General features: G+C 54.7%; 21 protein-coding genes. All 21 read right to left on the minus strand.

Features of this window, described 5'->3' with window-relative positions:
• Positions 1-31 precede the first annotated feature (31 nt).
• The gene (gene secM / locus MUU47_RS06415) at positions 32-535 is read right to left on the minus strand and encodes a secA translation cis-regulator SecM (protein ID WP_258987363.1); all 504 of its coding nucleotides are present in this window, start codon (positions 533-535) and stop codon (positions 32-34) included.
• Positions 536-803: 268 nt separating this feature from the next.
• Positions 804-1721, minus strand: a complete 918-nt coding sequence (gene lpxC / locus MUU47_RS06420) for a UDP-3-O-acyl-N-acetylglucosamine deacetylase (RefSeq protein ID WP_110510771.1) — start codon at positions 1719-1721, stop codon at positions 804-806.
• A gap of 100 nt (positions 1722-1821) precedes the next feature.
• Entirely contained in the window at positions 1822-2973 is a 1152-nt protein-coding gene (gene ftsZ, locus MUU47_RS06425) for a cell division protein FtsZ (protein WP_258987365.1), read from the minus strand.
• Positions 2974-3035: 62 nt separating this feature from the next.
• Positions 3036-4292 carry a cell division protein FtsA gene (gene ftsA, locus MUU47_RS06430; protein ID WP_097162871.1) on the minus strand — a complete coding sequence of 419 codons (1257 nt, stop codon included), beginning with the start codon at positions 4290-4292 and terminating at the stop codon, positions 3036-3038.
• Positions 4289-5128, minus strand: a complete 840-nt coding sequence (gene ftsQ / locus MUU47_RS06435) for a cell division protein FtsQ (protein ID WP_159771085.1) — start codon at positions 5126-5128, stop codon at positions 4289-4291. Before ftsQ ends, ftsA begins: the two co-directional genes overlap by 4 nt.
• A 1-nt stretch (position 5129) precedes the next feature.
• Positions 5130-6050: a D-alanine--D-alanine ligase gene (locus MUU47_RS06440; RefSeq protein WP_258987366.1), complete on the minus strand. Its 921-nt coding sequence runs from the start codon at positions 6048-6050 to the stop codon at positions 5130-5132.
• Entirely contained in the window at positions 6043-7518 is a 1476-nt protein-coding gene (gene murC, locus MUU47_RS06445; protein ID WP_258987367.1) for a UDP-N-acetylmuramate--L-alanine ligase, read from the minus strand. Before murC ends, MUU47_RS06440 begins: the two co-directional genes overlap by 8 nt.
• A 57-nt stretch (positions 7519-7575) precedes the next feature.
• Entirely contained in the window at positions 7576-8643 is a 1068-nt protein-coding gene (murG, locus tag MUU47_RS06450; protein ID WP_258987368.1) for an undecaprenyldiphospho-muramoylpentapeptide beta-N-acetylglucosaminyltransferase, read from the minus strand.
• A complete protein-coding gene (ftsW, locus tag MUU47_RS06455; protein ID WP_159761051.1) occupies positions 8640-9884 on the minus strand; it encodes a cell division protein FtsW in 1245 nt (414 codons plus the stop codon). The genes murG and ftsW overlap by 4 nt, the downstream gene beginning before the upstream one ends.
• The gene (gene murD, locus MUU47_RS06460) at positions 9884-11200 is read right to left on the minus strand and encodes a UDP-N-acetylmuramoyl-L-alanine--D-glutamate ligase (protein WP_258987509.1); all 1317 of its coding nucleotides are present in this window, start codon (positions 11198-11200) and stop codon (positions 9884-9886) included. The genes ftsW and murD overlap by 1 nt, the downstream gene beginning before the upstream one ends.
• A gap of 2 nt (positions 11201-11202) precedes the next feature.
• Entirely contained in the window at positions 11203-12285 is a 1083-nt protein-coding gene (gene mraY / locus MUU47_RS06465; RefSeq protein ID WP_110510764.1) for a phospho-N-acetylmuramoyl-pentapeptide-transferase, read from the minus strand.
• Positions 12279-13637, minus strand: a complete 1359-nt coding sequence (murF, locus tag MUU47_RS06470) for a UDP-N-acetylmuramoyl-tripeptide--D-alanyl-D-alanine ligase (RefSeq protein WP_258987370.1) — start codon at positions 13635-13637, stop codon at positions 12279-12281. The genes mraY and murF overlap by 7 nt, the downstream gene beginning before the upstream one ends.
• Entirely contained in the window at positions 13634-15121 is a 1488-nt protein-coding gene (gene murE, locus MUU47_RS06475) for a UDP-N-acetylmuramoyl-L-alanyl-D-glutamate--2,6-diaminopimelate ligase (RefSeq protein WP_258987371.1), read from the minus strand. Before murE ends, murF begins: the two co-directional genes overlap by 4 nt.
• Positions 15108-16874 (minus strand): peptidoglycan DD-transpeptidase PBP3, encoded by a 1767-nt coding sequence (gene ftsI, locus MUU47_RS06480; protein ID WP_258987372.1) that lies wholly within the window; start codon positions 16872-16874, stop codon positions 15108-15110. The genes murE and ftsI overlap by 14 nt, the downstream gene beginning before the upstream one ends.
• Before the next feature lie 15 nt (positions 16875-16889).
• Complete coding sequence (gene ftsL / locus MUU47_RS06485) at positions 16890-17255, minus strand: cell division protein FtsL (protein ID WP_110510760.1); 366 nt, start codon at positions 17253-17255, stop codon at positions 16890-16892.
• Positions 17252-18193, minus strand: a complete 942-nt coding sequence (gene rsmH / locus MUU47_RS06490) for a 16S rRNA (cytosine(1402)-N(4))-methyltransferase RsmH (RefSeq protein WP_110510759.1) — start codon at positions 18191-18193, stop codon at positions 17252-17254. The genes ftsL and rsmH overlap by 4 nt, the downstream gene beginning before the upstream one ends.
• A 1-nt stretch (position 18194) precedes the next feature.
• Positions 18195-18653 (minus strand): division/cell wall cluster transcriptional repressor MraZ, encoded by a 459-nt coding sequence (gene mraZ / locus MUU47_RS06495; protein ID WP_110510758.1) that lies wholly within the window; start codon positions 18651-18653, stop codon positions 18195-18197.
• A gap of 603 nt (positions 18654-19256) precedes the next feature.
• On the minus strand, positions 19257-20261 hold the full coding sequence (cra, locus tag MUU47_RS06500) for a catabolite repressor/activator (RefSeq protein ID WP_258987373.1): 1005 nt from the start codon (positions 20259-20261) through the stop codon (positions 19257-19259).
• A gap of 180 nt (positions 20262-20441) precedes the next feature.
• Positions 20442-20933: an acetolactate synthase small subunit gene (ilvN, locus tag MUU47_RS06505; RefSeq protein WP_097162857.1), complete on the minus strand. Its 492-nt coding sequence runs from the start codon at positions 20931-20933 to the stop codon at positions 20442-20444.
• Positions 20934-20935: 2 nt separating this feature from the next.
• Entirely contained in the window at positions 20936-22660 is a 1725-nt protein-coding gene (ilvI, locus tag MUU47_RS06510; RefSeq protein ID WP_258987374.1) for an acetolactate synthase 3 large subunit, read from the minus strand.
• 399 nt (positions 22661-23059) lie between these two features.
• Positions 23060-24010 (minus strand): transcriptional regulator LeuO, encoded by a 951-nt coding sequence (leuO, locus tag MUU47_RS06515; RefSeq protein WP_258987375.1) that lies wholly within the window; start codon positions 24008-24010, stop codon positions 23060-23062.
• Positions 24011-24034 lie beyond the last annotated feature (24 nt).

A 24034-nucleotide genomic window follows, 5' to 3' on the forward strand; every position in this document is an offset into this window, starting at 1 on the left:
AGTCTTAGTCATTAGTTGAAGTTTGTTTTTTTCAGCTAAGGCGTTGAGGTCCGGCGCGGATGCCGTGAACCTGGCTTACCCAGGCGCTGACAGAAAAGGCTTGATGTGAAATGGAATCAGGGCTGTATGCCACTGAGCGTACGATAACCGGCTGCTGGCTTTCGCGCATCAGCAGTGCGCTGAGCGTATCCAGCAGGGCCAGGTGATGTACTTCGAGTGGAGCAGACGCTTCTGCGACCGGCAGCGCCTGTGGCGCCATCGCGAAGGAAAGATGACGAATGACCGTTCGGATGGCGTGCTGATGCCAGTAATCGACGGTAAACGTTGGACGACGGTTGCCTTCCAGTAACGCCAGATGGGTGAAACTGACTTTGGTGGTCGCCGTGTGGCTACTGGCGGTTTTGGTCGGTGGTGTGGATTCTGCGGCATTGGCAATCGCAGGCAGGCCGAACCCTGCCGCGACCATCCCCAACAGGAGATGCGGCCAGAAATATCGTCTGCCAAACTGTCGCCAGCGCGTCAGTATTCCGTTCACTTACCTTTTCACCTTGATTGCCAGGCAACCCTTCAAAATTTTTAAGCGTTCAGATAGTACCATTAATGGCTCACGCCAGCAGCACGAATGACGGCAATCCGCGCGGAAAAGTGCTCACGAAAGCAGCGATCGCACACGTCAGGCAAGGGAGAAACAAGAAGAATTAAAGAATGAAGGATTTTCTGGGGGGTTAGAATGAAAAAACGACTGGCTCCCTGGACGGAGAGAGTACCAGGTTACCAGTCGAATTTACAGTTTGGTGTCAGGCTTACGCCAGAACCAATGACGGTGCTTTGAATGCCAGTGGCAGTTCAGCGTCGTCTTCGAAGGTCACAAACTCCCAAGCTTCCTGTTTGGCCAGGACTGCCTGCAGCAGTTTATTATTCAGTGCGTGACCTGATTTGTACGCGGTGAATGCACCGATGATATTGTGACCACACATAAAGAGGTCACCGATAGCATCCAGCATTTTGTGGCGTACAAATTCATCTTCAAAGCGCAAACCGTCTTCGTTCAGTACGCGATAATCGTCAACAACGATGGCACAATCGAAGCTGCCGCCCAGGCACAAACCACGGGACTGCAGATATTCGATATCACGCATGAAACCAAAAGTACGTGCTCGGCTAATCTGACGCATGAACGCATCCGCAGAGAAGTTCATAGCATAACGCTGGTTGCTGCCGTCAATCGCCGGATGGTTAAAGTCGATGGTGAAATCCAACGAGAAACCATTGAACGGTTTGAATTCAGCCCATTTGTCGCCGTCTTCTACGCGAACCGTGTCTTTAATGCGCACAAATTTCTTCGCACAGTTCAGTTCATCAATGCCTGCGTCGAGCAGCAGATAAACGAACGGGGCCGCGCTACCATCCATAATCGGGATTTCCGGCGCATCGACTTCAATCATGATGTTGTCGATACCCAGACCCGCCAGGGCGGCATTTAAGTGCTCAACCGTTGAAATCCGCACGTCATGCTCGTTGACAAGGCAAGTACAGAGCATGGTATCACGCACAGATTTGGCATCTGCCGGAAAATCAACCGGTGGATTCAAGTCGGTGCGACGATAGATGACCCCGGTATTTGCCGGCGCAGGGCGCAACGTCAGTGTGACCTTCTTGCCAGTATGTAAACCGACGCCAGTCGCCTGAACGATACGTTTAAGAGTCCTTTGTTTGATCATCGTATAATCTCGCCAAATTACTTATCCAACCGAAGTGTACTATACATTCGGCAGGCCAGTTTAGCACAAAGAGCGCAGATTCCCAAATTCCAGCTAATTCTTAATCAGCTTGCTTGCGCAGGAATGCTGGGATATCCAAATAATCCGGTTCTTTGGTGGTCTGCGGCGTATTGTCGTTTACCACTTTAGCGGCCGGTTTCTGCTCCTGAGTCAGCGGCGCCATGCCGTGCTGCTGGTAGCGATCCATCACCGGCTGCTGCTGCTGTTTGTTCGTTACCAGGGTAATTTCAGGACGCTTGTCCATACCGATACCGGTAGCAACTACGGTCACGCGCAGTTCGTCGTTCATATCCGGATCCAGGGAAGTACCGATAACCACGGTCGCGTTATCCGATGCAAATGCACGGATGGTGTTACCCACGGTTTCGAACTCATCCAGACGCAGGTCGAAGCCAGCGGTGATGTTAACCAGCACGCCGCGCGCACCAGACAGGTCGATGTCTTCCAGCAGTGGGGAAGAGATAGCCATTTCAGCCGCTTCTTCCGCACGATCTTCACCGCTTGCCAGGCCAGAGCCCATCATTGCATAGCCCATTTCGGACATTACAGTGCGCACGTCAGCAAAGTCGACGTTCATCAGACCCGGACGGGTAATCAGCTCGGCGATACCCTGAACAGCGCCTTTCAGCACGTCGTTGGCTGCACCAAATGCGTCCAGCAGGGAAATGCCACGACCCAGCACTTTCAGCAGCTTGTCGTTAGGAATGGTAATCAGAGAGTCCACATGTTTGGACAGCTCGGCGATACCCTGCTCCGCAAACGCCATACGCTTTTTGCCTTCAAAATTGAATGGCTTAGTCACGACAGCGACGGTCAAAATACCTAAATCTTTGGCAACTTCAGCGACAACAGGTGCAGCACCCGTACCGGTACCGCCGCCCATGCCAGCTGCGATAAACACCATGTCAGCGCCATCAAGGGCTGCACGCAGTGCTTCACGGTCTTCGTCTGCCGCATTGCGACCGACTTCCGGATTTGCGCCAGCACCCAGACCTTTGGTAATCCCATTACCAATCTGAATCGTCTGGCCGACAGCCGTTTTACGTAACGCCTGAGCGTCAGTGTTCACTGCGAAGAATTCAACACCCTCAATGCGCTCGCGCACCATGTGTTCGACGGCGTTGCCACCGCCACCACCGACGCCGATGACTTTAATCACCGCGTCGTTGGTCAGTTCCATAGGTTCAAACATAGTTTCTCTCCGTTTTGTGCCTGTCGCCTGAGAGCGCTAATTTTCGGCGCTCTCTTAAAAAATTAAAATTCTTTTCGCAGCCAGGTATTGATTCGTTTGATCCACGAACTCACTGCGACACGTTTTTCCACTTCCGCTTCACCACTCAGATGTGACTCTTTTCCGTAGTGCAGCAGGCCCACAGCCGTTGAATAGTACGGCTCCTGAGCATAATCCGTTAGTCCGGTAATGTTCAGCGGCGCGCCGATGCGCACCTGCGTATGGAACACGCGCTGAGCGCAGGCCGCCAGGCCTTCAATTTGCGCCGCGCCACCAGTCAGAACAATCCCTGCGGCCAGATGGTGTTTGACACCCTGCTGGCGCAGCTGTTCCTGCAACTGCAAAATCTCTTCGTTCACCAGGTTGAGCAGCTCGGTATAACGCGGCTCAATGACCTCTGCCAGCGTCTGGCGCTGCAGGCTACGCGGTGGACGACCGCCTACGCTTGGCACTTCTACGCTCTCATCTTTACCGACAATAGAGCCCAGTGCGCAACCGTGGCGAACTTTAATCGCTTCGGCATCGCTCGGTGGCGTACCAAAGGCGTAAGCGATATCGCTGGTCACCACGTTCCCGGCATACGGGATAACTTTAGTGTGACGCAGCGCACCGCCGGTATAGACGGCGATATCCATTGTACCACCACCGACATCAACCACGCAGACGCCCAGCTCACGTTCATCTTCCGTCAGGACGGAATAGCTCGACGCCAGACCAGCGAAAATAAGTTGGTCCACTTTCAGGCCACAACGTTCCACGGCTTTGACAATGTTTTTCGCCATATCGTTGTGACATGTGATCAAGTGCACTTTTGCCTGCATACGTACGCCGGACAAGCCTACCGGGTTTTTGATCCCTTCCTGGTAGTCGATGGCGTACTCTTGCGGAATCACATGCAGAACACGGTGTTCATCACGTACGCGTACGGACTTCGCCGTATGCACCACGTTCTCAACGTCTTCCTGTGTCACTTCTTCTTCAGAAATCGGCACCATCCCGATTTCATTTTGACAGCTAATATGTTTGCCTGAAAGCGCCAGATACACTGAAGAAATCTGGCAATCAGCCATTAATTCCGCCTGGTCAATGGCGCGCTGTACGCATTTCACCACGGATTCCAGGTCGTTCACACCGCCTTTGTCCATACCCCGGGATGGGCAGCTGCCCACACCAATGATATTCACCATTCCGTCGGGCAGAACTTCCCCTACCAAAGCGGCTACCTTCGCGGTACCAATTTCCAGTCCTACTACCAGTTTTCTGTCCGTCGCTTTGATCATTGTTGCTCTGCCTGTGCCTGATTTTGTTGTTGATGTGTATCCTCTACGGGAGCGGGCTGCCACCCTACTGCCGCGCCTGAGTCATAACGCAAATCAACGTAGCTAATCCGTTTGCCATCGGTTTGCGCCTGCTGCTGAAGAACAGGATAGAGTTCTATAAAGCGCTCAAGCCGTTTCATCGTATCGCCGCGCCCCAGGTCCAGCTTGATGTCGTTATTCAACGTCAGCTGCCAGGAGCGGCGTGCGGTCATCGCCGCCACTTTCAACGTAAACTTATCTTTCGCCAGCATCTGCCCCATATCGCGATAGCCTTGCAGCACTTCGTTCTCGCTACCTTCCGGGCCATATAACATAGGCAGATTCTGCTTACTGGTGCGCTCGGCCGGTACGCTAAACGCGTTACCGTCGTTGTCCACCATATGCTGATCATTCCAGCGCGCAATCGGCACATATTCAACCAGATGAATCTTCAATTCGTCTGGCCACTGTTTACGAACGCTTGCCTGCTTAATCCACGGCAGGCGTTCGATCTGACTCTGAATGATATTCACGTCCTGAGTCATAAACGTGCCCGGTGAGCCGAGCGCCAGAATGGCCTGGCGAATATCATCATTACGCGTGTAGTGACGTTCCCCGGTCACTACCAGTCTGGATAACGGAAGACGCTGCGCATCTTCCATCCAGTTCAGTACCATCCAGCCGCTCATCAACACGGTGAATAATACCGCGAGCAGGAACATCATCCCTGCAAGACGCGTTCCATTATTTCTGCGTGAAGAAGCGATGTCGTCCTCTTCTTCTTCACGGTTCCGTGTGTTCAGTGCTGCCTGCGACATATCAACCCGCCAGGTCCAAAATACGTACCACCAACTGCGAGAAGCTCATGCCGGCCTGACGTGCCGCCATCGGCACCAGACTGTGGCTGGTCATGCCTGGGGAGGTGTTAGCCTCCAACAGATAAAGCTGACCATCGCTGTCCTGCATTACATCAATGCGTCCCCAACCTGAACACCCGAGAATGTTCCAGGCTTTGAGCACCAGGGCCTGCATTTCTTGCTCACGCGCCGAATCTTCACAACCAGGGCAGAAATACTGCGTCTCGTCAGAGAGATACTTCGCCTCATAATCATAGAAGACTCCGGCCGGTTGGATGCGAACCGACGGTAAAATTTCTTCACCGAGTACTGCGACGGTAAATTCCGGCCCGCTTAACCATTTTTCGATCAGAACTTCTTCATCGTGCTGAAAAGCCAGCGTTAAGGCATCGTGAAGTGCACTACTTTCGTCCACTTTCGACATTCCGACGCTGGAACCTTCCCGGCTAGGCTTCACAATCAACGGCAAACCGAGTGCGGCAATGCGCTGTTTTTCGTCCTGTGACAGGCCCTGCGCGAACTGAGTACGCGTCAACGCGACCCAGGGTGCCACCGGAAGACCTGCGCCCTGCCAGAGCAATTTACTGCGCAGTTTGTCCATCGAAAGTGCAGAAGCCATCACGCCGCTGCCGGTGTAAGGCAGGCCTGTCAGCTCCAGTAAGCCCTGCAACGTGCCATCTTCCCCACCGCGACCGTGAAGTGCAATAAACGCTTTCTTAAAACCCAAATTTTTCAGCTGAGTGATATCTGCGTCACGCGGATCGACCGCATGTGCGTCAATGCCCGCTTCGCGCAAACCCGCCAGCACAGCTGCGCCGGAATTCAGTGAAACCTCACGCTCAGCGGAGGTCCCCCCGAGGAGGACAGCGATTCTATCAGCCATGGCGCTCTTCCTCCTGAGTTTGCGGCTTGAGTTTGATTTCAGCTAAGTTACGCGCGATTTTGCCGATATTTCCCGCGCCCTGTATCAAAATCAAATCGTTACCGGTCAGGACCGGTGCCAGAATTTCAGCGACTTTCGCCGGGTCTGATACCAGAATCGGGTCCACTTTACCGCGACCGCGAATGGTACGGCACAGGGAGCGGCTGTCCGCCCCCGGAATCGGCGCTTCACCCGCCGCGTAGACTTCCAGCATCAGCAACGCATCAACTTCGGTCAGCACGTTGGCAAAATCATCATACAGGTCACGCGTACGCGTATAGCGGTGTGGCTGGAACACCATAACCAGGTTTTTGTCCGGCCAGCCCGCGCGAGCCGCTTTAATGGTCGCATCCACTTCCGTTGGGTGGTGACCGTAGTCGTCCACCAGCATAGCGGTACCGCTTTTTCCGTTAACGCCTTCCAGTGGATACTCACCCAGGAAGTCGAAACGACGACCTGTACCCTGGAAGCTTTCCAACGCGCGCAGAATAGCATCGTCTTCGATGCCCTCTTCTGTGGCAACCGCCACCGCTGCCGCCGCATTCAGGGCATTGTGACGACCCGGTGCGTTCAGTGTCACGCGCAGTGGCGCGTTATCATGACGAATCAGAGTAAAGTGTCCCTGCGCGCCAATCTGTTTGTACTCTTCAACGCGCACGTCGGCGTCGTCGCTAAAACCATACGTTGTAATCTGACGACCAACGCGCGGTAGAAGCTCGCGGATAACCGGGTCATCAACGCACATCACCGCACGTCCATAAAACGGCAGGTTATGCAGGAAATTAATAAACGTCTGCTTTAAATTTTCGAAATCGCCCTGGTACGTGTCCATATGGTCGGCTTCGATATTGGTGACAATCGACACCATTGGCTGCAAATGCAGGAACGATGCATCGCTTTCATCCGCTTCCGCAATCAGGTAACGGCTGTGACCCAGGCGCGCATGCACACCCGCAGCTTTAACCAGACCACCGTTGACGAAAGTCGGATCCAGACCGGCTTCGGCGTAAATGCTCGACACCATCGCGGTGGTCGTGGTTTTACCGTGCGTCCCGGCAACGGCGATGCCGTGGCGAAAACGCATCAGTTCGGCCAGCATCTCTGCGCGGCGAATAACGGGAATACGCGCTTCATGCGCCGCAACGATTTCCGGGTTATCCGCAGAAATTGCCGTTGAAACCACCACCACGCTCGCATCGCGGACGTTTTCAGGACGGTGATTGAAATAAATCGTGGCACCCAGCGCCGTCAGCTGCTGAGTCACCGGGTTCGGCGCGAGGTCCGAACCACTGATCTGATACCCTTCGTTAGCCAACACTTCGGCAATACCGCCCATGCCAGCACCGCCGATGCCAACAAAGTGAATGTGCCGGACGCGACGCATCTCGGGCACAATGGAACGCAGTTTCGCCAGTTGTTGTGTATTCATTCTCTAAACGCCATCGACTACTTAAAAATTCGTGCAGCGCAAAAGGCGCTGCGATGATTAAGCCTGAGCTGCCAGGCTGACTGCTTGCGCTACACGCTCGGTAGCATCCGGGATGGCGGCGGCACGTGCGCGCTCGGCCATCTCCAGCAATGTCTTTCTGTCCCAGCCCGCAAGGGTGCTGGCAACGGCATCCGCGGTAAATTGCGGCTGCTCAAAAATCTTCGCGGCGCCTGCTTTTTCCAATGGCAGCGCATTCCAGTACTGCTGTCGGTCTTTATGCTGGAACGGTACAAAAATCGCGGGCAGCCCGGCGGCGGCAATTTCGCTTACCGTCAGCGCGCCGGAGCGGCAAACCACGACATCGGCCCAGGCGTAAGCTTTGGCCATATCGTCAATAAATTCAGTGACCTTGTGCTGCGGCTGACCGGCATCGGCGTACGCCTGCTCCACGGTCTGCTGCCCACCCTTGCCACTCTGATGCCAGATGGTTACGCTATCGCCCAGCTTTTCGGCGACCTGCGGCATCGTCAGATTCAATACGCGAGCGCCCTGAGAGCCCCCAACGACCAGTACGCGAATTTCGCCTTCACGCCCGGCCAGACGCTGTTCAGGTAGCGCAAGCGCCAGCACGTCAGTGCGTACCGGGTTGCCTACCACTTCGGCGTTCGGGAATGCCCCCGGAAACGCCTGCATCACGGTTTTGGCAATTTTCGACAACCATTTGTTGGTCAGCCCGGCAATGCCGTTTTGCTCATGCAGCACCACAGGAATTCCCAGCGACCACGCCGCCAGGCCACCCGGACCTGAGACATACCCACCCATTCCAAGCACCACATCTGGCTGAAAACGCTGCATAATTGCGCGTGCCTGACGCCAGGCGTTGAAGATACGTATCGGCGCAAAAAGCATTGCCTTGAGACCTTTTCCGCGCAAACCGGAGATCTCAATGAAATCAATGTCGATCCCGTGTTTCGGCACTAAGTCCGCTTCCATACGATCGGCGGTACCGAGCCAGCGAATCTGCCAGCCCTGATCCATCAGATGGTGCGCAACGGCCAGCCCAGGGAACACGTGTCCACCGGTACCACCCGCCATCACCATCAACCGCTTAGCCTGACCACTCATCGAACACCCCGTGTAAACGCCTGCGCTTTTTCCAGACGCGTTTCATAATCAATGCGTAACAAGAACATGATGGCCGTCGACATAATCAGCAGACTGGAACCACCGTAACTGATGAGCGGCAGCGTCAGACCTTTGGTTGGCAACATACCCGCTGCCGCACCGACGTTAACTAACGCCTGGAAGCTGAACCACACACCAATCGAACACGCCAGGAAACCTGAGAAACGCTGGTCCATCTCCAGCGCCTTGCGGCCAATGGACATGGCGCGGAAAGCGACGAAGAATACCATTAAAAGAGCAAGGACCACACCGATATAGCCCAGTTCTTCGCCGATGATGGCAAAGATGAAGTCGGTGTGCGCTTCAGGTAAATACTCGAGTTTCTGTACCGAGTTGCCAAGGCCCTGCCCCCACATCTCACCGCGGCCAAAGGCCATCAGGGATTGGGTCAGCTGGTAACCGCTGCCAAACGGATCTTCCCATGGGTTCCAGAAGGAAGTGACGCGACGAATACGGTACGGCTCGGCAAGGATCAGCAGGACAACCGCCGACATTCCCATACCGATAATTGCGATGAACTGCCAGAGCTTGGCCCCGGCGAGGAACAGCATCGCCAGGGTCGTCACGAACAGCACCACCACGGTACCGAGATCCGGCTGTGCCAGCAGTAAGATCGCCAGCACGAATATCACGCCCATCGGTTTTAAGAAGCCGCGCAGGTTGTTTCGTACCTCATCGCCTTTACGCACCAGGTAGTTAGCGATGTAGCAGAACAGCGACAGCTTGGTAAATTCCGCAGGCTGAATACGCAGCGGGCCAAAGGCAATCCAGCGCGATGCACCGTTAACCGAGCTGCCGACAACCAGTACAATCAACAGCATCGCGATCGCCGTTATCAGCATTGCGGTACTGTGGCGCTGCCAGAATGCCATCGGCAAACGCAGCGTGACCAGGCCCAGACAGAACGCCAGGACGATGTACAAACCGTCTCGTTTAGCGAACAGGAACGGATCGTTCGCCAGACGCTGGCCCACTGGCATTGACGCTGAGGTCACCATAATAAAACCGACGGCTGCCAGGCCCAGGGTCAGCCACAGCAGCATGCGATCGTACATGACCAGACTGTCGGTATCCTGCTGCCGGGAGCCCATCACCCAACCTTTTAATGCCGCAAACAGCCATACCAGGATTCCGGATCCCGGCATATGGGGCATTCTCAGGCGTGGGAAAGATAAACGCATTAACCGAGCTCCTTCGCCAGGCGGGTAAATACATCCCCGCGCTGTTCAAAATTCTTAAACTGATCAAGGCTGGCACAGGCCGGAGAGAGCAGGACCATGTCGCCGTGTTTCAGTTGCGGAGCAATCAGACGTATTGCTTCTTCCATTGTTTCAGTACGAACGGCAGCGTCAGAACGCAGTTCCGCCAGCGCATCACCATCGCGACCAAAGCACCACAGACGCACGTTGTCGCCTTTCAGCCAGGTCTTCAGCGGGGAGAAATCGGCAGACTTACCGTCGCCGCCCAGCAGCAGATGCAGCGTGCCATCAACATGTAAGCCGTTTAGCGCCGCTTCGGTGCTGCCGACGTTGGTCGCTTTCGAATCGTTAATCCAGCGCACGCCGTTATGCTCCAGCGCTAACTGGAAACGGTGCGCCAGACCGGTAAACGTGGTCAGCGCTTTCAGGCTGCTGGCACGCGGCAAACCAGCGGCATCCGCCAGAGCCAGCGCCGCCAGGGCGTTGCTGTAGTTGTGCTGCCCCGTCAGTTTCATCTCGCGAACGTTCAGGACTTTCTCGCCTTTTACGCGCAGCCAGGTTTCGCCCTGCTGGCGATTGAGGTGATAGTCACCCATGTTGACGCCGAAACTGACGCAGCGCGCATCGGCGCCGCGAACCGGCATGGTCAACGCATCATCGGCGTTCACCACACAGGTTTTTGCATTTTCATAGACCCGCAATTTGGCGGCGCGATACTGCTGCAAGCCAAACGGATATCTGTCCATATGATCTTCGGTAACGTTGAGGATCGTCGCGGCCACCGCTTTCAGGCTGGAGGTCGTTTCCAGTTGGAAGCTGGAAAGCTCAAGCACGTACAGTTCGCGCGAAACGTCCAGTAGCATTAACGCCGGCAGGCCGATGTTGCCGCCCACGCCGACGTTCACACCCGCAGCTTTCGCCATTTCGCCTACCAACGTGGTGACGGTGCTTTTACCGTTCGAACCGGTAATGGCAATAATCGGTGCCTGCGCTTCACGGCAGAACAGTTCGATGTCACCCACGATTTCGACGCCCGCATCTGCAGCCGCGTTCAACGATGGGTGAGCCAGAGCCATACCAGGACTGGCGACAATCAAATCCGCCGCCAGCAGCCAGTCATCATTCAGGCCGCCGACAAAACATTCCACCTCTTCCGGCAGTTTATCGAGCCCTGGTGGTGTTGCGCGGGTATCCATCACGCGCGGCGTCACGCCCTGCGCGAGAAAGAAATCGACACAGGAAAGCCCGGTCATTCCCAGGCCGATGATGACAACGTTTTTATCCTGGTAATCAGTCATCATTAACGCACCTTCAGCGTTGCCAGGCCAATCAGGACCAGCATCAGCGAGATAATCCAGAATCGCACAATCACGCGCGGTTCCGGCCAGCCTTTCAGTTCATAGTGGTGATGAATTGGCGCCATACGGAAGATGCGCTGACCGCGCAGCTTAAAGGAGCCGACCTGCAAAATGACCGACAGGGTTTCAACCACAAACACACCGCCCATGATTAACAGCAGGAATTCCTGACGCAGCAGCACGGCGATAATGCCGAGCGCGCCGCCCAGCGCCAGAGAGCCCACGTCGCCCATGAAGACCTGAGCCGGGTAGGTGTTGAACCACAAGAAACCTAAACCGGCTCCGACGATCGCCGTACAGACGATCACCAGCTCACCGGCATGGCGTAAATATGGAATGTGCAGGTAGTTGGCAAAGTTCATGTTACCGGTAGCCCACGCCACCAGCGCGAAGCCCGCCGCCACGAAGACCGTTGGCATAATCGCCAGACCGTCGAGGCCGTCCGTCAGGTTTACCGCGTTGCCGGTGCCGACAATCACGAAGTAGGCCAACACGATGTAGAAGATGCCGAGTTGCGGCATGACGTCTTTAAAGAACGGCACAACCAGCTCGGTGGCTGGCGTATCTTTTCCGACCATGTAAAGCGCGAAGGCCACGCCCAGCGCAATCACCGACATCCAGAAGTATTTCCAGCGGGCAATCAGGCCTTTGGTGTCTTTACGCACAACTTTGCGGTAGTCATCGACGAAGCCGATGATGCCGTAACCCACCAGCACCACCAGCACGCACCAGACGTATGGGTTCGATGGGTAAGCCCACAGCAGAACAGACACCACAATTGCGGTCAGGATCATGATCCCGCCCATGGTCGGCGTGCCGCGTTTACTGAAATGCGACTCCGGGCCGTCGTTACGTACGACCTGGCCAAACGCTAATTTTTGCAGACGGGCAATCATACGCGGGCCCATCCACAGGGAGATGAACAGCGCGGTCAGCAGGCTGACGATGGCGCGAAACGTCAGATAGGAAAAGACGTTAAAGCCTGAGTAATATTTGACCAAATGTTCGGCCAGCCAAACTAACATGTTCCGTTCTCCTGTAGAGCGCGAACCACCTCTTCCATGGCAGCGCTACGTGAACCTTTCACTAAAATGGTAATAATCTGATGCTCTTCGATAAGCGTTTTCAGACGTGAAATCGCTGCTGGCTTGTCGGCAAAATGCTCGCCAACGCCGCTGGCATCGCTAATCGTTTTACTGAGGGTACCAACGCTGATGACGCAGTCGATGCCCGCCGCTTTCGCCGCTTCACCCACCTGGTTATGGCAGGCTTCGCTTTCGTCGCCGAGCTCTGCCATGTCGCCAACGACCATCACGCGGAAGCCGGGCATTTCAGAAAGCACCTGCGCCGCTGCGGTCATTGAACCGACGTTGGCATTGTAGGAGTCATCAAGCAGAAGCTGGTTTTCGGCCAGTTTAATCGGGAACAGACGGCCCGGCACGGCTTTCAGCGTGGCGAGACCGGCCTTCACTGCCGCTAAATCAGCACCGACCGCCATCGTCAACGCCGCTGCGGCCAGCGCATTGGCGATGTTGTGACGGCCAGGCAGCGGCAGCAACACGTCGACGTTGCCAACCGGAGTCTGCAGCGTGAATTCGGTGCCGTGGCTGGTGACGTGAATGTTGTTGGCAGTGAAATCACTGTTCGCCGCATTCGGCGAGAAGCGCCACACCTTGCGATCGCCAATCACGCTCTGCCAGTTCAGCCAGTCGTTATTGTCGGCGTTCATAATCGCGATGCCGTTCAGCGGTAGCCCGCTGTATATTTCACCTTTCGCTTTGGCAACACCCGCCAGCGAGCCGAAGCCTTCCAGATGCGCCGCCGCCAGGTTATTCACCAGTGCGGCTTCCGGACGCGTCAGGTCGACGGTCCAGGCAATTTCGCCCTGATGGTTCGCGCCTAATTCAATCACCGCGAATTCGTGTTCCTGGGTCAGACGCAGCAGCGTCATTGGCACACCGATGTCATTATTCAGATTGCCTGCGGTGTACAGCGTGTTGCCACACTGGCTGAGAATGGATGCCGCCATCTCTTTCACCGAGGTTTTACCGGAAGAACCGGTTAATGCGACAACGCGCGTTGGCACCTGCTGACGCACCCAGGCTGCCAGCTCGCCAAACGCCAGGCGGGTGTCTTTCACCACCACCTGCGGTAAATCACAGTCCAGTTTACGGCTCACCAGCAGTGCACCTGCGCCAGCAGCTTTGGCCTGTTCGGCAAAATCGTGGGCATCGAAACGCTCACCTTTGAGGGCCACAAACAGGCAGCCCGCCGTGATTTTGCGGGTATCCGTGGTCACAGCATCAATCGTGGTGTCCTGGCCCAACAGCTCGCCGTTAAGGATCTCAGCGATTTGGCTCAGTGGAAGGCTAATCATGCGACGACTCCCAGCAGACGCGCCGCGGTGACGCGGTCGGAATAGTCGAGACGGCGATTGCCAACGATTTGGTAATCTTCGTGACCTTTACCGGCCAGCAGCACGACATCGTTCTCTTTGGCCTGCATGATGGTGGCAGTCACGGCTTCCGCACGGCCTTCCATCACTTTCGCCCGGCCTGCATCAAGCATTCCGGTGAGAATATCGTTGATGATGGCGCGCGGCTCTTCGGTTCGGGGGTTGTCGTCCGTTACCACGGCGATATCCGCGAACTGTTCAGCAATGGCACCCATCAGCGGGCGCTTGCCTTTGTCGCGATCGCCGCCGCAGCCAAATACGCACCACAGCGTACCGGTGCAATGCAGTCGTGCGGCTTCGAGCGCTTTTTCCAGAGCATCCGGCGTGTGGGCATAATCCACCACTACGGTCGGTTTTCCTGGCGCGCTGAACACTTCCATGCGGCCGCAAACTGGCTGCAAACGCGCCGCAGATCTCAGCAGATCAGCCAGCGGGTAATCCAGCGCCAGCAGAGTCGCCAGGGCCAGCAGCAGATTGCTGACGTTAAACGCGCCCATCAGACGGCTTTCTATTTCGCCTTCGCCCCAGTTGGAATCGAAGTGAATGGTCGCCCCGCTGTCGTGGTAGTTCACCGCAGTGGCTTTCAGCCAGCGGCCATGACAGTTCGGATTAATGTGGTCTTCCATCGACACCGCGACGGCGTCCGGCAGTTTTGCCAGCCAGCGACGGCCCACTTCATCGTCGGCGTTAATAATCGCCTGACCGAAATGGTGCGTGGAATAAAGCATCCACTTCGCCGCTTCGTAGTGCTCCATGTCACCGTGGTAATCAAGATGATCTCGGCTGAGATTGGTAAACACCGAGGCGACAAATTTCAGCGCCGATACGCGATGCTGAACCAGGCCGTGAGAAGAAACTTCCATCGCCGCAAACGTGGCACCTTGCCCCGCCAGGCCAGACAGCACATGCTGTACGTCGACCGCAGAACCGGTGGTGTTTTCGGTTGGAATGACTTTATCCAGCAGGCCATTGCCCACGGTGCCCATCACGGCGCTGGTTTCACCGAGCAGCTGCGCCCATTGCGCCAGAAGCTGTGTGGTGGTGGTTTTGCCGTTAGTCCCGGTCACGCCGACCAGGCGCAGTTGTTCTGAAGGCTGGTTGTAGAAACGTCCCGCCAGGGCGGACAAACGTTCGTTGAGCTGGCTGAGATAGATGACCGGCACGCCGTGCATTTCGCGGATTTCACCATCCGCAGCTTCATCTTTTGCTTCAGCAATAATGGCAGCTACACCTTGCGCTATCGCCTGCGGGATATATCGACGCCCGTCCGCCTGATGACCTAAAACAGCCACGAAAAGGTCGCCCGACGCCGCTACACGGCTGTCGAGTGTCATCTCTCGCAGTACCCGCTCCGGTGCATTTGGCACCCACGGAGCAAGAAGGTCGCGCAAATTACGATCTGCCACCTGTTCCCTCGCCTTGATTCGTCACAAATTCACTTTTCTCGCCCGTTGCCAGCGCATCCGGTTCAATGTTCATGGTGCGCAGAACGCCGCCCATGATGGCACCAAACACCGGCGCGGAAACGGCACCGCCGTAGTATTTCCCTGCCTGCGGATCGTTAATCACCACCACCAGCGCAAAACGCGGCTGGCTGGCTGGCGCAACGCCCGCGGTATAAGCAATGTATTTGTTGATGTACTTACCGTCTGGACCCACTTTCTTCGCTGTACCGGTTTTAATCGCGATGCGGTAGCCTTTGATGGCCGCCTTCACGCCGCCGCCGCCAGGCAGCGCCACGCTTTCCATCATGTGAACCACGGTACGAACGATAGGTTCCGGGAAGATACGCTCACCGGGAACCGGAGGATCAACTTTGGTTATCGACAGCGGGCGATAGACCCCGTAGCTGCCAATCGTTGCGTAGACTCGCGCTAACTGTAACGGCGTTACCATTAGCCCGTAGCCGAAAGAGAAGGTGGCCCTCTCTATGTCAGACCACCGTTGTTTTTGAGGATATAAGCCACTGCGTTCTCCGACCAACCCCAAATTGGTCGCTTTTCCCAGTCCAAAACGTGAGTAAGTATCTACTAACGCTGAGGACGGCATCGCTAACGCCAGCTTGGAGACACCGACGTTACTCGACTTCTGTAGTACCCCGGTCAGGGTTAATTCGCTGTAGCGCGCCACGTCTTTGATTTCGTGGCCGTTAATTCGGTATGGAATAGTGTTCAGGACCGTGTTTTCATTGACGATACCGCGTTGCAGTGCGGTCATCACCACCATCGGTTTAACAGTCGAACCGGGTTCGAACACGTCAGTAATGGTGCGGTTACGCATAATGTCTTTCTGCGTACCGGTCAGATTATTCGGGTTATAGGAGGGGCTGTTGGCCATCGCCAGCACTTCGCCCGTGGTGACATCCACCAGCACCGCGCTACCGGATTCCGCTTTGTTAAACGCCACGGCGTTATTCAGTTCGCGATAAACCAGAGCCTGCAGGCGTTCGTCAATGCTCAACGCCAGATTGTGTGCGGCCTGACTGTCTGTCGAGGAGATATCTTCAATCACGCGACCGTAGCGGTCTTTACGCACGATACGCTCGCCCGACTGGCCGGTCAGCCATTTATCAAAACTCTTTTCGACGCCTTCGATACCCTGGCTATCAACGTTAGTAAAACCGATGAGGTGAGCGGTCACTTCTCCGGATGGATAGTAACGACGAGATTCTTCACGTAAATGAATCCCTGGCAGCTTGAGCTTTTTGATGTAGTCGGCCATGTCAGGGTTGACCTGACGCGCCAGATAGATAAAGCGCATCCGCGGATTGGTATTGATACGCGCAGCCAGCTGATCGAGCGGCATGTTCAGCGCATCAGCCAATGCTTTCCAGCGATTATCGATGCTGACACCGCCTGCATCATGCAATTCTTTCGGATCGGCCCAGATAGCCTTCACCGGCACACTCACCGCCAGTGGGCGGCCAGAGCGGTCGGTTATCATACCGCGCGAGGTAGTGACTTCCTGCACGCGCAGGGAGCGCATATCGCCCTGACGCACCAGCATGTCAGGGTTGATTATCTGCAACCATGCTACACGACCCAGCAGGAACGCCATCGCCAGCAAAATACAGCCGCAAAGCAACGCAAAACGCCAACTGATAAAGTTGGCCTGTGCTTCCTGACGTTTTGGTTTAAGCGTCTTTGCCGCTGCTTTCATGCGTCGTGATAATCCTTATTTTTGTACAACGATGTTTTCCTGGGAAGGATCGACATGCTGCATTTGCAGCTTCTCCGTGGCGATCCGCTCAACCCGGCTATGGTCGCCGAGTGCATTCTCTTCAAGGATTAGGTTACGCCACTCAATATCCAGAGCATCGCGTTCCAGAACCAGCTGTTCACGTTGTGCGGTCAGCAAACGGGTATGGTGCGCCGTCGTGACCACCGTTATTGCCGACAAAATAATGCAAATGAACAGGCAGAGTGGCAGCTTCCCAAACCGCAAAAGGTCGTCGCCGATCACGCCAGGCAAGGCATGGCGCTCGTTGCTTCCTAACGACCCTTTCACTTTGCTTAGGGCTTCTGACACTCTGCTGATCATGCGTTCGTCCTCTCTGCAATACGCAGCACTGAACTACGAGCGCGTGGATTCTCTGCCACTTCTTGTTCGCCCGGCATCAACTTGCCTAGTGCTCGCAGATAACGGCCACCCAGTTTCCTGAGTTGCTCTTCGGTCATCGGTAACCCGGCCGGAACCTGCGGACCGCGACTTTGCTCACGCATAAAACGTTTCACAATGCGGTCTTCCAGCGAGTGGAAACTGATGATGGAGAGCCGCCCACCCGGGGCAAGCACGCTGAGCGAGCTTTTTAGCGCCTGCTCTATCTCCTCAAGTTCACTGTTCACCCAGATGCGCACCGCCTGGAAAGTACGGGTCGCAGGATGTTTGAATTTATCTTTCACCGGCATTGCCGCGGCAATGACTTCCGCCAGTTCTTTGGTGCGGGTCATTGGTTCAATGCGATTACGCTCAACGATGGCGCGGGCAATACGTTTGCCAAAGCGCTCTTCGCCAAAGGTTTTGATAACCCAAGCGATATCCGCTTCTTCTGCGTTCAGCAGCCACTCGGCTGCTGACTGGCCGCGCGAGGGATCCATACGCATATCCAGCGGTCCGTCACGCATGAAGGAGAAGCCGCGTTCAGCATCGTCAAGCTGTGGTGAAGAGACACCAAGATCGAGCAGAATGCCGTCGATCTTGCCTGTAAGGCCGCGCTCGCTAACGTAATCAGCCAGTGCGGAAAAAGGTCCATGCACAATGGAAAAGCGGGAGTCATCGATGGCGTTCGCCACAGCGATAGCTTCTGGATCCCTGTCGATAGCCAACAACTGCCCTTCCGCTCCCAGTTGCGAAAGGATCAGGCGTGAGTGACCACCACGACCAAAAGTGCCGTCAATGTAGATACCGTCAGGACGAATGTTCAGACCGTTTACAGCCTCGTCCAGCAGTACCGTTGTATGTTTAAAATTTTCCATCATTTTATAAGGACAAGTCCTGCAACCGCTCCGACAATTCTCCAGAGGCGGACTGCTCAGCGTCGATATCTTCCTTGACCCGTTGATACCAGGTCGTTTCATCCCACAGTTCAAACTTGTTGAACTGTCCGACCAGCATCACTTCTTTGGTCAGTCCGGCGTGTTGCCGTAAAACCGGCGCAATCAGCAAACGACCGGCGTTGTCCATTTGACATTCGCTGGCATGTCCCAGCAACAGACGCTGTACGCGGCGTTCTGCGGGGTTCATGCTCGACAGTCGCGACAATTTTTGCTCGATGATTTCCCATTCGGGCAGCGGGTAAAGCAGCAGGCATGGGTGATGGATGTCAATGGTGCAAACCAATTGACCAGCAGCGTTCTCAAGCAGCAAATCCCGGTATCGGGTTGGGACGGCTAAACGCCCCTTACTGTCGAGATTGACTAACGTAGCTCCACGGAACATGCCAGCCTCACCCCTTTTCTCCACTTTCGCCCACAAATCCCCACCTAAAGGAGTTTACGGAGCGGAGGAAAAGCTTGTCAAGCCAGCACTGATGCCATAAGAGTCCGAAAACTCAATAATAAGCACCAATATTCGCCTTGATTAATTTCTGTCCAGCGAACGAGGCAAAATAACGTCATGAATAGTGGCGAGAAAAAAACCAACAGGTTCGTAACGTTTTAGAACAACTCAATTTCACAAAGGTGAAAATATAAAGTGTCAGTTTGCGACGTGCGCGGCATTTTAGGACATTCTCCTCCGCGTTAATAGCCCTTGCTGGAACTGTTTACGCCAGCCCGGAGCCCTTAAAGCGTGAGGAAATGTGAGAGCGTGAATGAAGTGACTGTTAATTCTGCAAAAGGCGACATGAATGTAACAAAACAATACAAAAGAAACCGTTCTTTACTTTTCATTAACCTGAATTAATACCGCTGGGCTTGTTTAAAAAGAAAGTTTTATAGTGATTGGATGAAACTTAAGGAATTGTCTGAATAAGAATTTTCATCTTTTTCTGGAGGGAAATTAGGAAAGGCAATTCGATTCGCTTGCCTTTCCCATTATCACTTAACGGCGGCTCAGACTTCCGCGACGATACAGATTACGGCGAATGCGACTGAGCCCTGGCTTTGGCTTACGAGGCTCATCCAGGCTTGCCAGCACGATTTCAAGCACGCGTTCGGCAACATCACGATGACGCTGCGCCACGGCCAGAACAGGGCACTGGAGGAAGTCGAGAAGCTCATGATCGCCAAAGGTGGCAATAGCCAGCTCTGAGGGCAGTTTCCCTTCTCGACGAAGCGTAACGTCCATCACGCCCTGAAGCAGCGCAAAAGAGGTCGTAAACAGCGCCTGTGGCATCGGATGGGTTTCCAGCCATTTTTCAAACAGCTGAGCGGCGGCTTCACGCTCATAGCTGTTCGCGTAAAGGAAATTCACTTCGCGCGGGTCATCTTTCCATGCGCTACGGAACCCCTGCTCACGCAGGAAGCTGACGGAAAGCTCCGGCAGCGCGCCAAGATAGAGCACCCTGTCCGCCGGGAATTTACGCAGCTCAGCGCCCAGCGCTTCGGCATCTTCCTGATCGGCACCGACGACGCTGGTAAAATGCTCGCGATCGAGCGCACGATCAAGGGCGACAATCGGGAAGGGATCGTTAGCCCAGCGCTGATAAAACGGATGCTCAGGTGGTAATGATGTCGACACGATGATCGCATCCACTTGACGCTGGAGCAGATGCTCAATGCAGCGCATTTCGTTGTCAGGCTGATCTTCAGAGCAGGCAATCAGCAGCTGGTAGCCACGCTGGCGGGCCTGACGCTCAAGATAATTCGCAATACGGGTATAACTGGTGTTTTCAAGATCGGGGATAACCAGGCCAATGGAACGGGTACGGCCCGCGCGCAAACCGGCGGCGACGGCGTTGGGATGATAGTTATGCTCGCGCACAACAGCCATGACCTTTTCGACAGTTTTATCGCTGACGCGATACTGTTTCGCTTTTCCATTGATCACATAGCTCGCCGTGGTGCGTGACACGCCGGCAAGCTTGGCGATTTCATCCAGTTTCACAATTGCCCCTTGCTTAAAATGTACAATCCATAACCATTGTTAAATCATGGAATAAATTCCATAACATCTAAGCGCAGAATGCGCACAGCGGCAACCGCTTTTGTTGACACTTACCGCTGATTTCGCAAAAAAAAGCCCGACATCAAAGGTCGGGCTACGGTTTTCAGATGAAACGCAGGCTTATCGCATTATCTTGTCGCCACGCGACAGGCCCACAACGCCCGAGCGCGCCACTTCGACAATTCGCGCCACATCACGCAGCGAGGCAAGGAAAGCGTCGAGTTTATCGCTGGTCCCCGCCAGTTGAACGGTGTAGATAGACGGTGTGACGTCGATTATTTGCCCGCGGAAGATCTCGGTATTGCGCTTAACTTCTTCGCGCCCGTAACCGCTGGCCTGCACTTTCACCAACATAATTTCACGTTCGACGTGCGCGCCCTGGCCGAGCTCACTGACGCGCAGCACGTCCACCAGCTTGTGCAGCTGCTTTTCGATTTGCTCGATAACCTTCTCGTCACCGACGGTCTGAATCGTCATGCGGGAGAGCGTCGGATCGTCGGTCGGCGCCACGGTCAGGCTTTCAATGTTGTAGCCACGCTGGGAGAACAGTCCAATCACGCGCGATAGAGCACCCGATTCATTCTCCAGTAAGACTGATAATATCCGGCGCATAATCAGGTTCTCTCCGTTTTGCTCAACCACATTTCATCCATACCGCCGCCGCGGATGTGCATTGGATAGACATGCTCACTGCCGTCAACGATGACATCCACAAATACCAGGCGATTGTTCCGTACCTGCTCCAGCGCTTCGCTCAGGCGGGCTTCCAGTTCAGCAGGTTCGCTGACGCGAATACCCACGTGACCATAAGCCTCCGCCAGACGGACAAAGTCTGGTAACGAGGACATATAGGACTGCGAATGGCGTCCGGAGTAGATCATATCCTGCCACTGTTTCACCATTCCGAGATAGCCGTTGTTGAGGTTCAGCACCAGCACGGGCAGCTCGTATTGCAATGCGGTCGACAGTTCCTGGATGTTCATCTGGATACTGCCATCGCCGGTCACGCAGATAACCGTTTCTGCCGGAAGCGCCATTTTAACGCCTAACGCCGCAGGCAGGCCGAAGCCCATCGTGCCGAGGCCACCGGAGTTTATCCAGTGACGCGGTTTATCGAACGGGTAATAGAGGGCCGCAAACATCTGATGCTGACCCACGTCAGAGGTCACATACGCTTCGCCCTTCGTCAGGCGCCAGATAGTTTCAATCACCGCCTGAGGCTTAATGTGTTCGCTCTGGGTGTCGTATTTCAGGCACTGACGCGCACGCCACTGGTCGATTTGCTGCCACCAGTCGCGGATATCATCCAGCGGCTGTGTGGTTGACTCTTGCTCCAGCAACTCCAGCATTTGTTCCAGTACCTGGCGCGCATCACCCACAATGGGCACATCGGCGGAAACCGTTTTAGAAATCGACGTCGGATCGATATCAATGTGCAACACCGTGGCGTTCGGGCAGTACTTCGCCAGATTGTTGGTAGTGCGATCGTCAAAGCGCACCCCGACGGCAAAAATCACGTCGGCGTTGTGCATAGTCATGTTGGCTTCATAGGTGCCGTGCATGCCGAGCATGCCGAGCGCCTGGCGATGCGTCGCCGGAAACGCGCCTAATCCCATCAGCGATGATGCGACGGGCAGATTCAGTTTTTCAATCAGCGTACGCAGCACGGCTTCACTGGACGACGTAATCGCCCCGCCACCGACATACACCACCGGTTTTTTGGCGGCAATAAGCGTCTGTAACGCGCGCTTAATTTGGCCCTTGTGTCCGGTCGTGGTTGGATTATACGAACGCATGCTGACTTCATCCGGCCAGCTGTACGGCAGTTTGTTGGCCGGGCTCAGGATATCTTTCGGCAAATCAACCACCACCGGGCCAGGACGTCCACTGGCCGCCAGCCAGAAAGCCTTCTTCAGCACGCCAGGTATATCTTCGGTTTGCTTCACCAGGAAGCTGTGTTTTACCACCGGGCGGGACACACCCACCATGTCGCATTCCTGGAACGCATCATAGCCAATCAGCGAGGTCGCCACCTGACCCGAGAGGATAACCAAAGGAATCGAGTCCATATAGGCGGTCGCAATCCCGGTAATCGCGTTGGTCGCACCAGGACCGGACGTCACCAACACCACGCCCACTTCACCTGTCGCGCGCGCCAGACCATCTGCCATATGCACTGCGGCCTGCTCATGGCGAACCAGAACATGATCGATTCCCCCCACAGTATGCAATGCATCATAAATATCGAGGACCGCGCCTCCCGGGTAGCCGAATACCTGCTTTACGCCCTGATCGATTAACGATCGAACGACCATCTCGGCGCCAGACAACATCTCCATGGTTTGCCTCCAGGCTTAGTTGATGACGGCGGAACTCATTTCCGCATCGTCATACAACAGGGTTATATCGCGCCCCGTTGATTTTAGAATGACAGCATTTCCTTAACATAACCGCTCCCTATCAGGCAGGCAATCAGCCACCAGACCCGCAGTACGGGGCCATACAGAAGAAAAATAAGATGGATTAGCGATAAATGGTGAAATACTTCAGGAACAAGGAGGGATTATGGAAAAAACTCGAAGGAATAGGTGTATAGCAGGTAATCATACATTTTTAACCCGACTACAGGCCATCAAAAAAAATGATATTAGTGGAATATACCGATATCAATCACATTAACAGAATAAACCAGATGCTTTCACATCTGGCTTATGGGTAAGATTATTCGTGCTCGGAGTTTAACGGCGACAAACCGATACCAGCAGCTCTTCCATCCACTGATGGCCTTTGTCCCGGCCCGCAGCTTCATGCCAGGAAAGGAAACAGGTACGGCTGTTTAATTTCATCGGCAGCGGCAGAATTTGAATATTCAATTTCTTCGTAAAATCTTCCGCTAACCAACGTGGTGCAATAGCCACGAGCTCCGTCTGTGAGACGACATTAAGCACGCTGGTTAATGCCATTCCTTGATAAGCGATACTGGCCTGTTTTTCTACCGTATCGTACCAGAGCTGACTAAATGATGCGTAACGATCCAGGGAAACGACAGCATGTTCTTCGTGATATATATCACTTTCTTTCAGTGGACCCAGCAGACGCGGATGGTTTGCACTCGCCACTAATACCATTTCATCGCGAAATAATGGCACACAGGCAAACTCAGGACGGCGGAATTCGTCATAGCCAATAACAAACTCGAGTTCCTGGTAGCGTAACTGATGTTCAGTGTTTTGATTTAAGCAAGACTTAAATACTAAATGCGTATTGGGTGCGACCTTATTCACATTATTAAGAATTAATGAGGTTAACGCATTATCCAGTGGGCTGCACACACAGAGATTAAACACACGCTCACTGCTAATCGGTTCGAATCCTGAACCTGGCAACTCGTTTTGCACCAACTGCAATGCTTGTCGAACAGAACCGAACAGCTGAGAGGCCCTGGCGGTAGGCTGGATACCACGGCCATAGCGCACAAACAGTTCATCGTTAAACATGACTTTCAGACGCGAGACTGCATTACTGACTGCGGGCTGTGACATGCCCAAAAGATGGGCAGCACGTGTAATATTTTGTTCCTGCATGACCGCATCAAAAACGGTCAATAAATTGAGATCGACCGAACGGAGCTGGAGGCGCGCATGCTCCTGACCAGAACCTGTAGGCGGGATTTCTTTTTCAACGATCATACTTGACTCCACTGTCACACTTAA

The sequence above is a fragment of the Scandinavium hiltneri genome (assembly GCF_024764835.1).
Classification (GTDB): domain Bacteria; phylum Pseudomonadota; class Gammaproteobacteria; order Enterobacterales; family Enterobacteriaceae; genus Scandinavium; species Scandinavium hiltneri.

Excerpts from the sequence above, each read along its gene's own strand:
- lpxC (WP_110510771.1), bottom strand. The coding sequence starts at position 1,721 with ATGATCAAACAAAGGACTCTTAAACGTATCGTTCAGGCGACTGGCGTC.
- ftsZ (WP_258987365.1), bottom strand. The coding sequence starts at position 2,973 with ATGTTTGAACCTATGGAACTGACCAACGACGCGGTGATTAAAGTCATC.
- ftsA (WP_097162871.1), bottom strand. The coding sequence starts at position 4,292 with ATGATCAAAGCGACGGACAGAAAACTGGTAGTAGGACTGGAAATTGGT.
- ftsQ (WP_159771085.1), bottom strand. The coding sequence starts at position 5,128 with ATGTCGCAGGCAGCACTGAACACACGGAACCGTGAAGAAGAAGAGGAC.
- MUU47_RS06440 (WP_258987366.1), bottom strand. The coding sequence starts at position 6,050 with ATGGCTGATAGAATCGCTGTCCTCCTCGGGGGGACCTCCGCTGAGCGT.
- murC (WP_258987367.1), bottom strand. The coding sequence starts at position 7,518 with ATGAATACACAACAACTGGCGAAACTGCGTTCCATTGTGCCCGAGATG.
- murG (WP_258987368.1), bottom strand. The coding sequence starts at position 8,643 with ATGAGTGGTCAGGCTAAGCGGTTGATGGTGATGGCGGGTGGTACCGGT.
- ftsW (WP_159761051.1), bottom strand. The coding sequence starts at position 9,884 with ATGCGTTTATCTTTCCCACGCCTGAGAATGCCCCATATGCCGGGATCC.
- murD (WP_258987509.1), bottom strand. The coding sequence starts at position 11,200 with ATGACTGATTACCAGGATAAAAACGTTGTCATCATCGGCCTGGGAATG.
- mraY (WP_110510764.1), bottom strand. The coding sequence starts at position 12,285 with ATGTTAGTTTGGCTGGCCGAACATTTGGTCAAATATTACTCAGGCTTT.
- murF (WP_258987370.1), bottom strand. The coding sequence starts at position 13,637 with ATGATTAGCCTTCCACTGAGCCAAATCGCTGAGATCCTTAACGGCGAG.
- ftsI (WP_258987372.1), bottom strand. The coding sequence starts at position 16,874 with ATGAAAGCAGCGGCAAAGACGCTTAAACCAAAACGTCAGGAAGCACAG.
- ftsL (WP_110510760.1), bottom strand. The coding sequence starts at position 17,255 with ATGATCAGCAGAGTGTCAGAAGCCCTAAGCAAAGTGAAAGGGTCGTTA.
- rsmH (WP_110510759.1), bottom strand. The coding sequence starts at position 18,193 with ATGATGGAAAATTTTAAACATACAACGGTACTGCTGGACGAGGCTGTA.
- mraZ (WP_110510758.1), bottom strand. The coding sequence starts at position 18,653 with ATGTTCCGTGGAGCTACGTTAGTCAATCTCGACAGTAAGGGGCGTTTA.
- ilvN (WP_097162857.1), bottom strand. The coding sequence starts at position 20,933 with ATGCGCCGGATATTATCAGTCTTACTGGAGAATGAATCGGGTGCTCTA.
- ilvI (WP_258987374.1), bottom strand. The coding sequence starts at position 22,660 with ATGGAGATGTTGTCTGGCGCCGAGATGGTCGTTCGATCGTTAATCGAT.
- leuO (WP_258987375.1), bottom strand. The coding sequence starts at position 24,010 with ATGATCGTTGAAAAAGAAATCCCGCCTACAGGTTCTGGTCAGGAGCAT.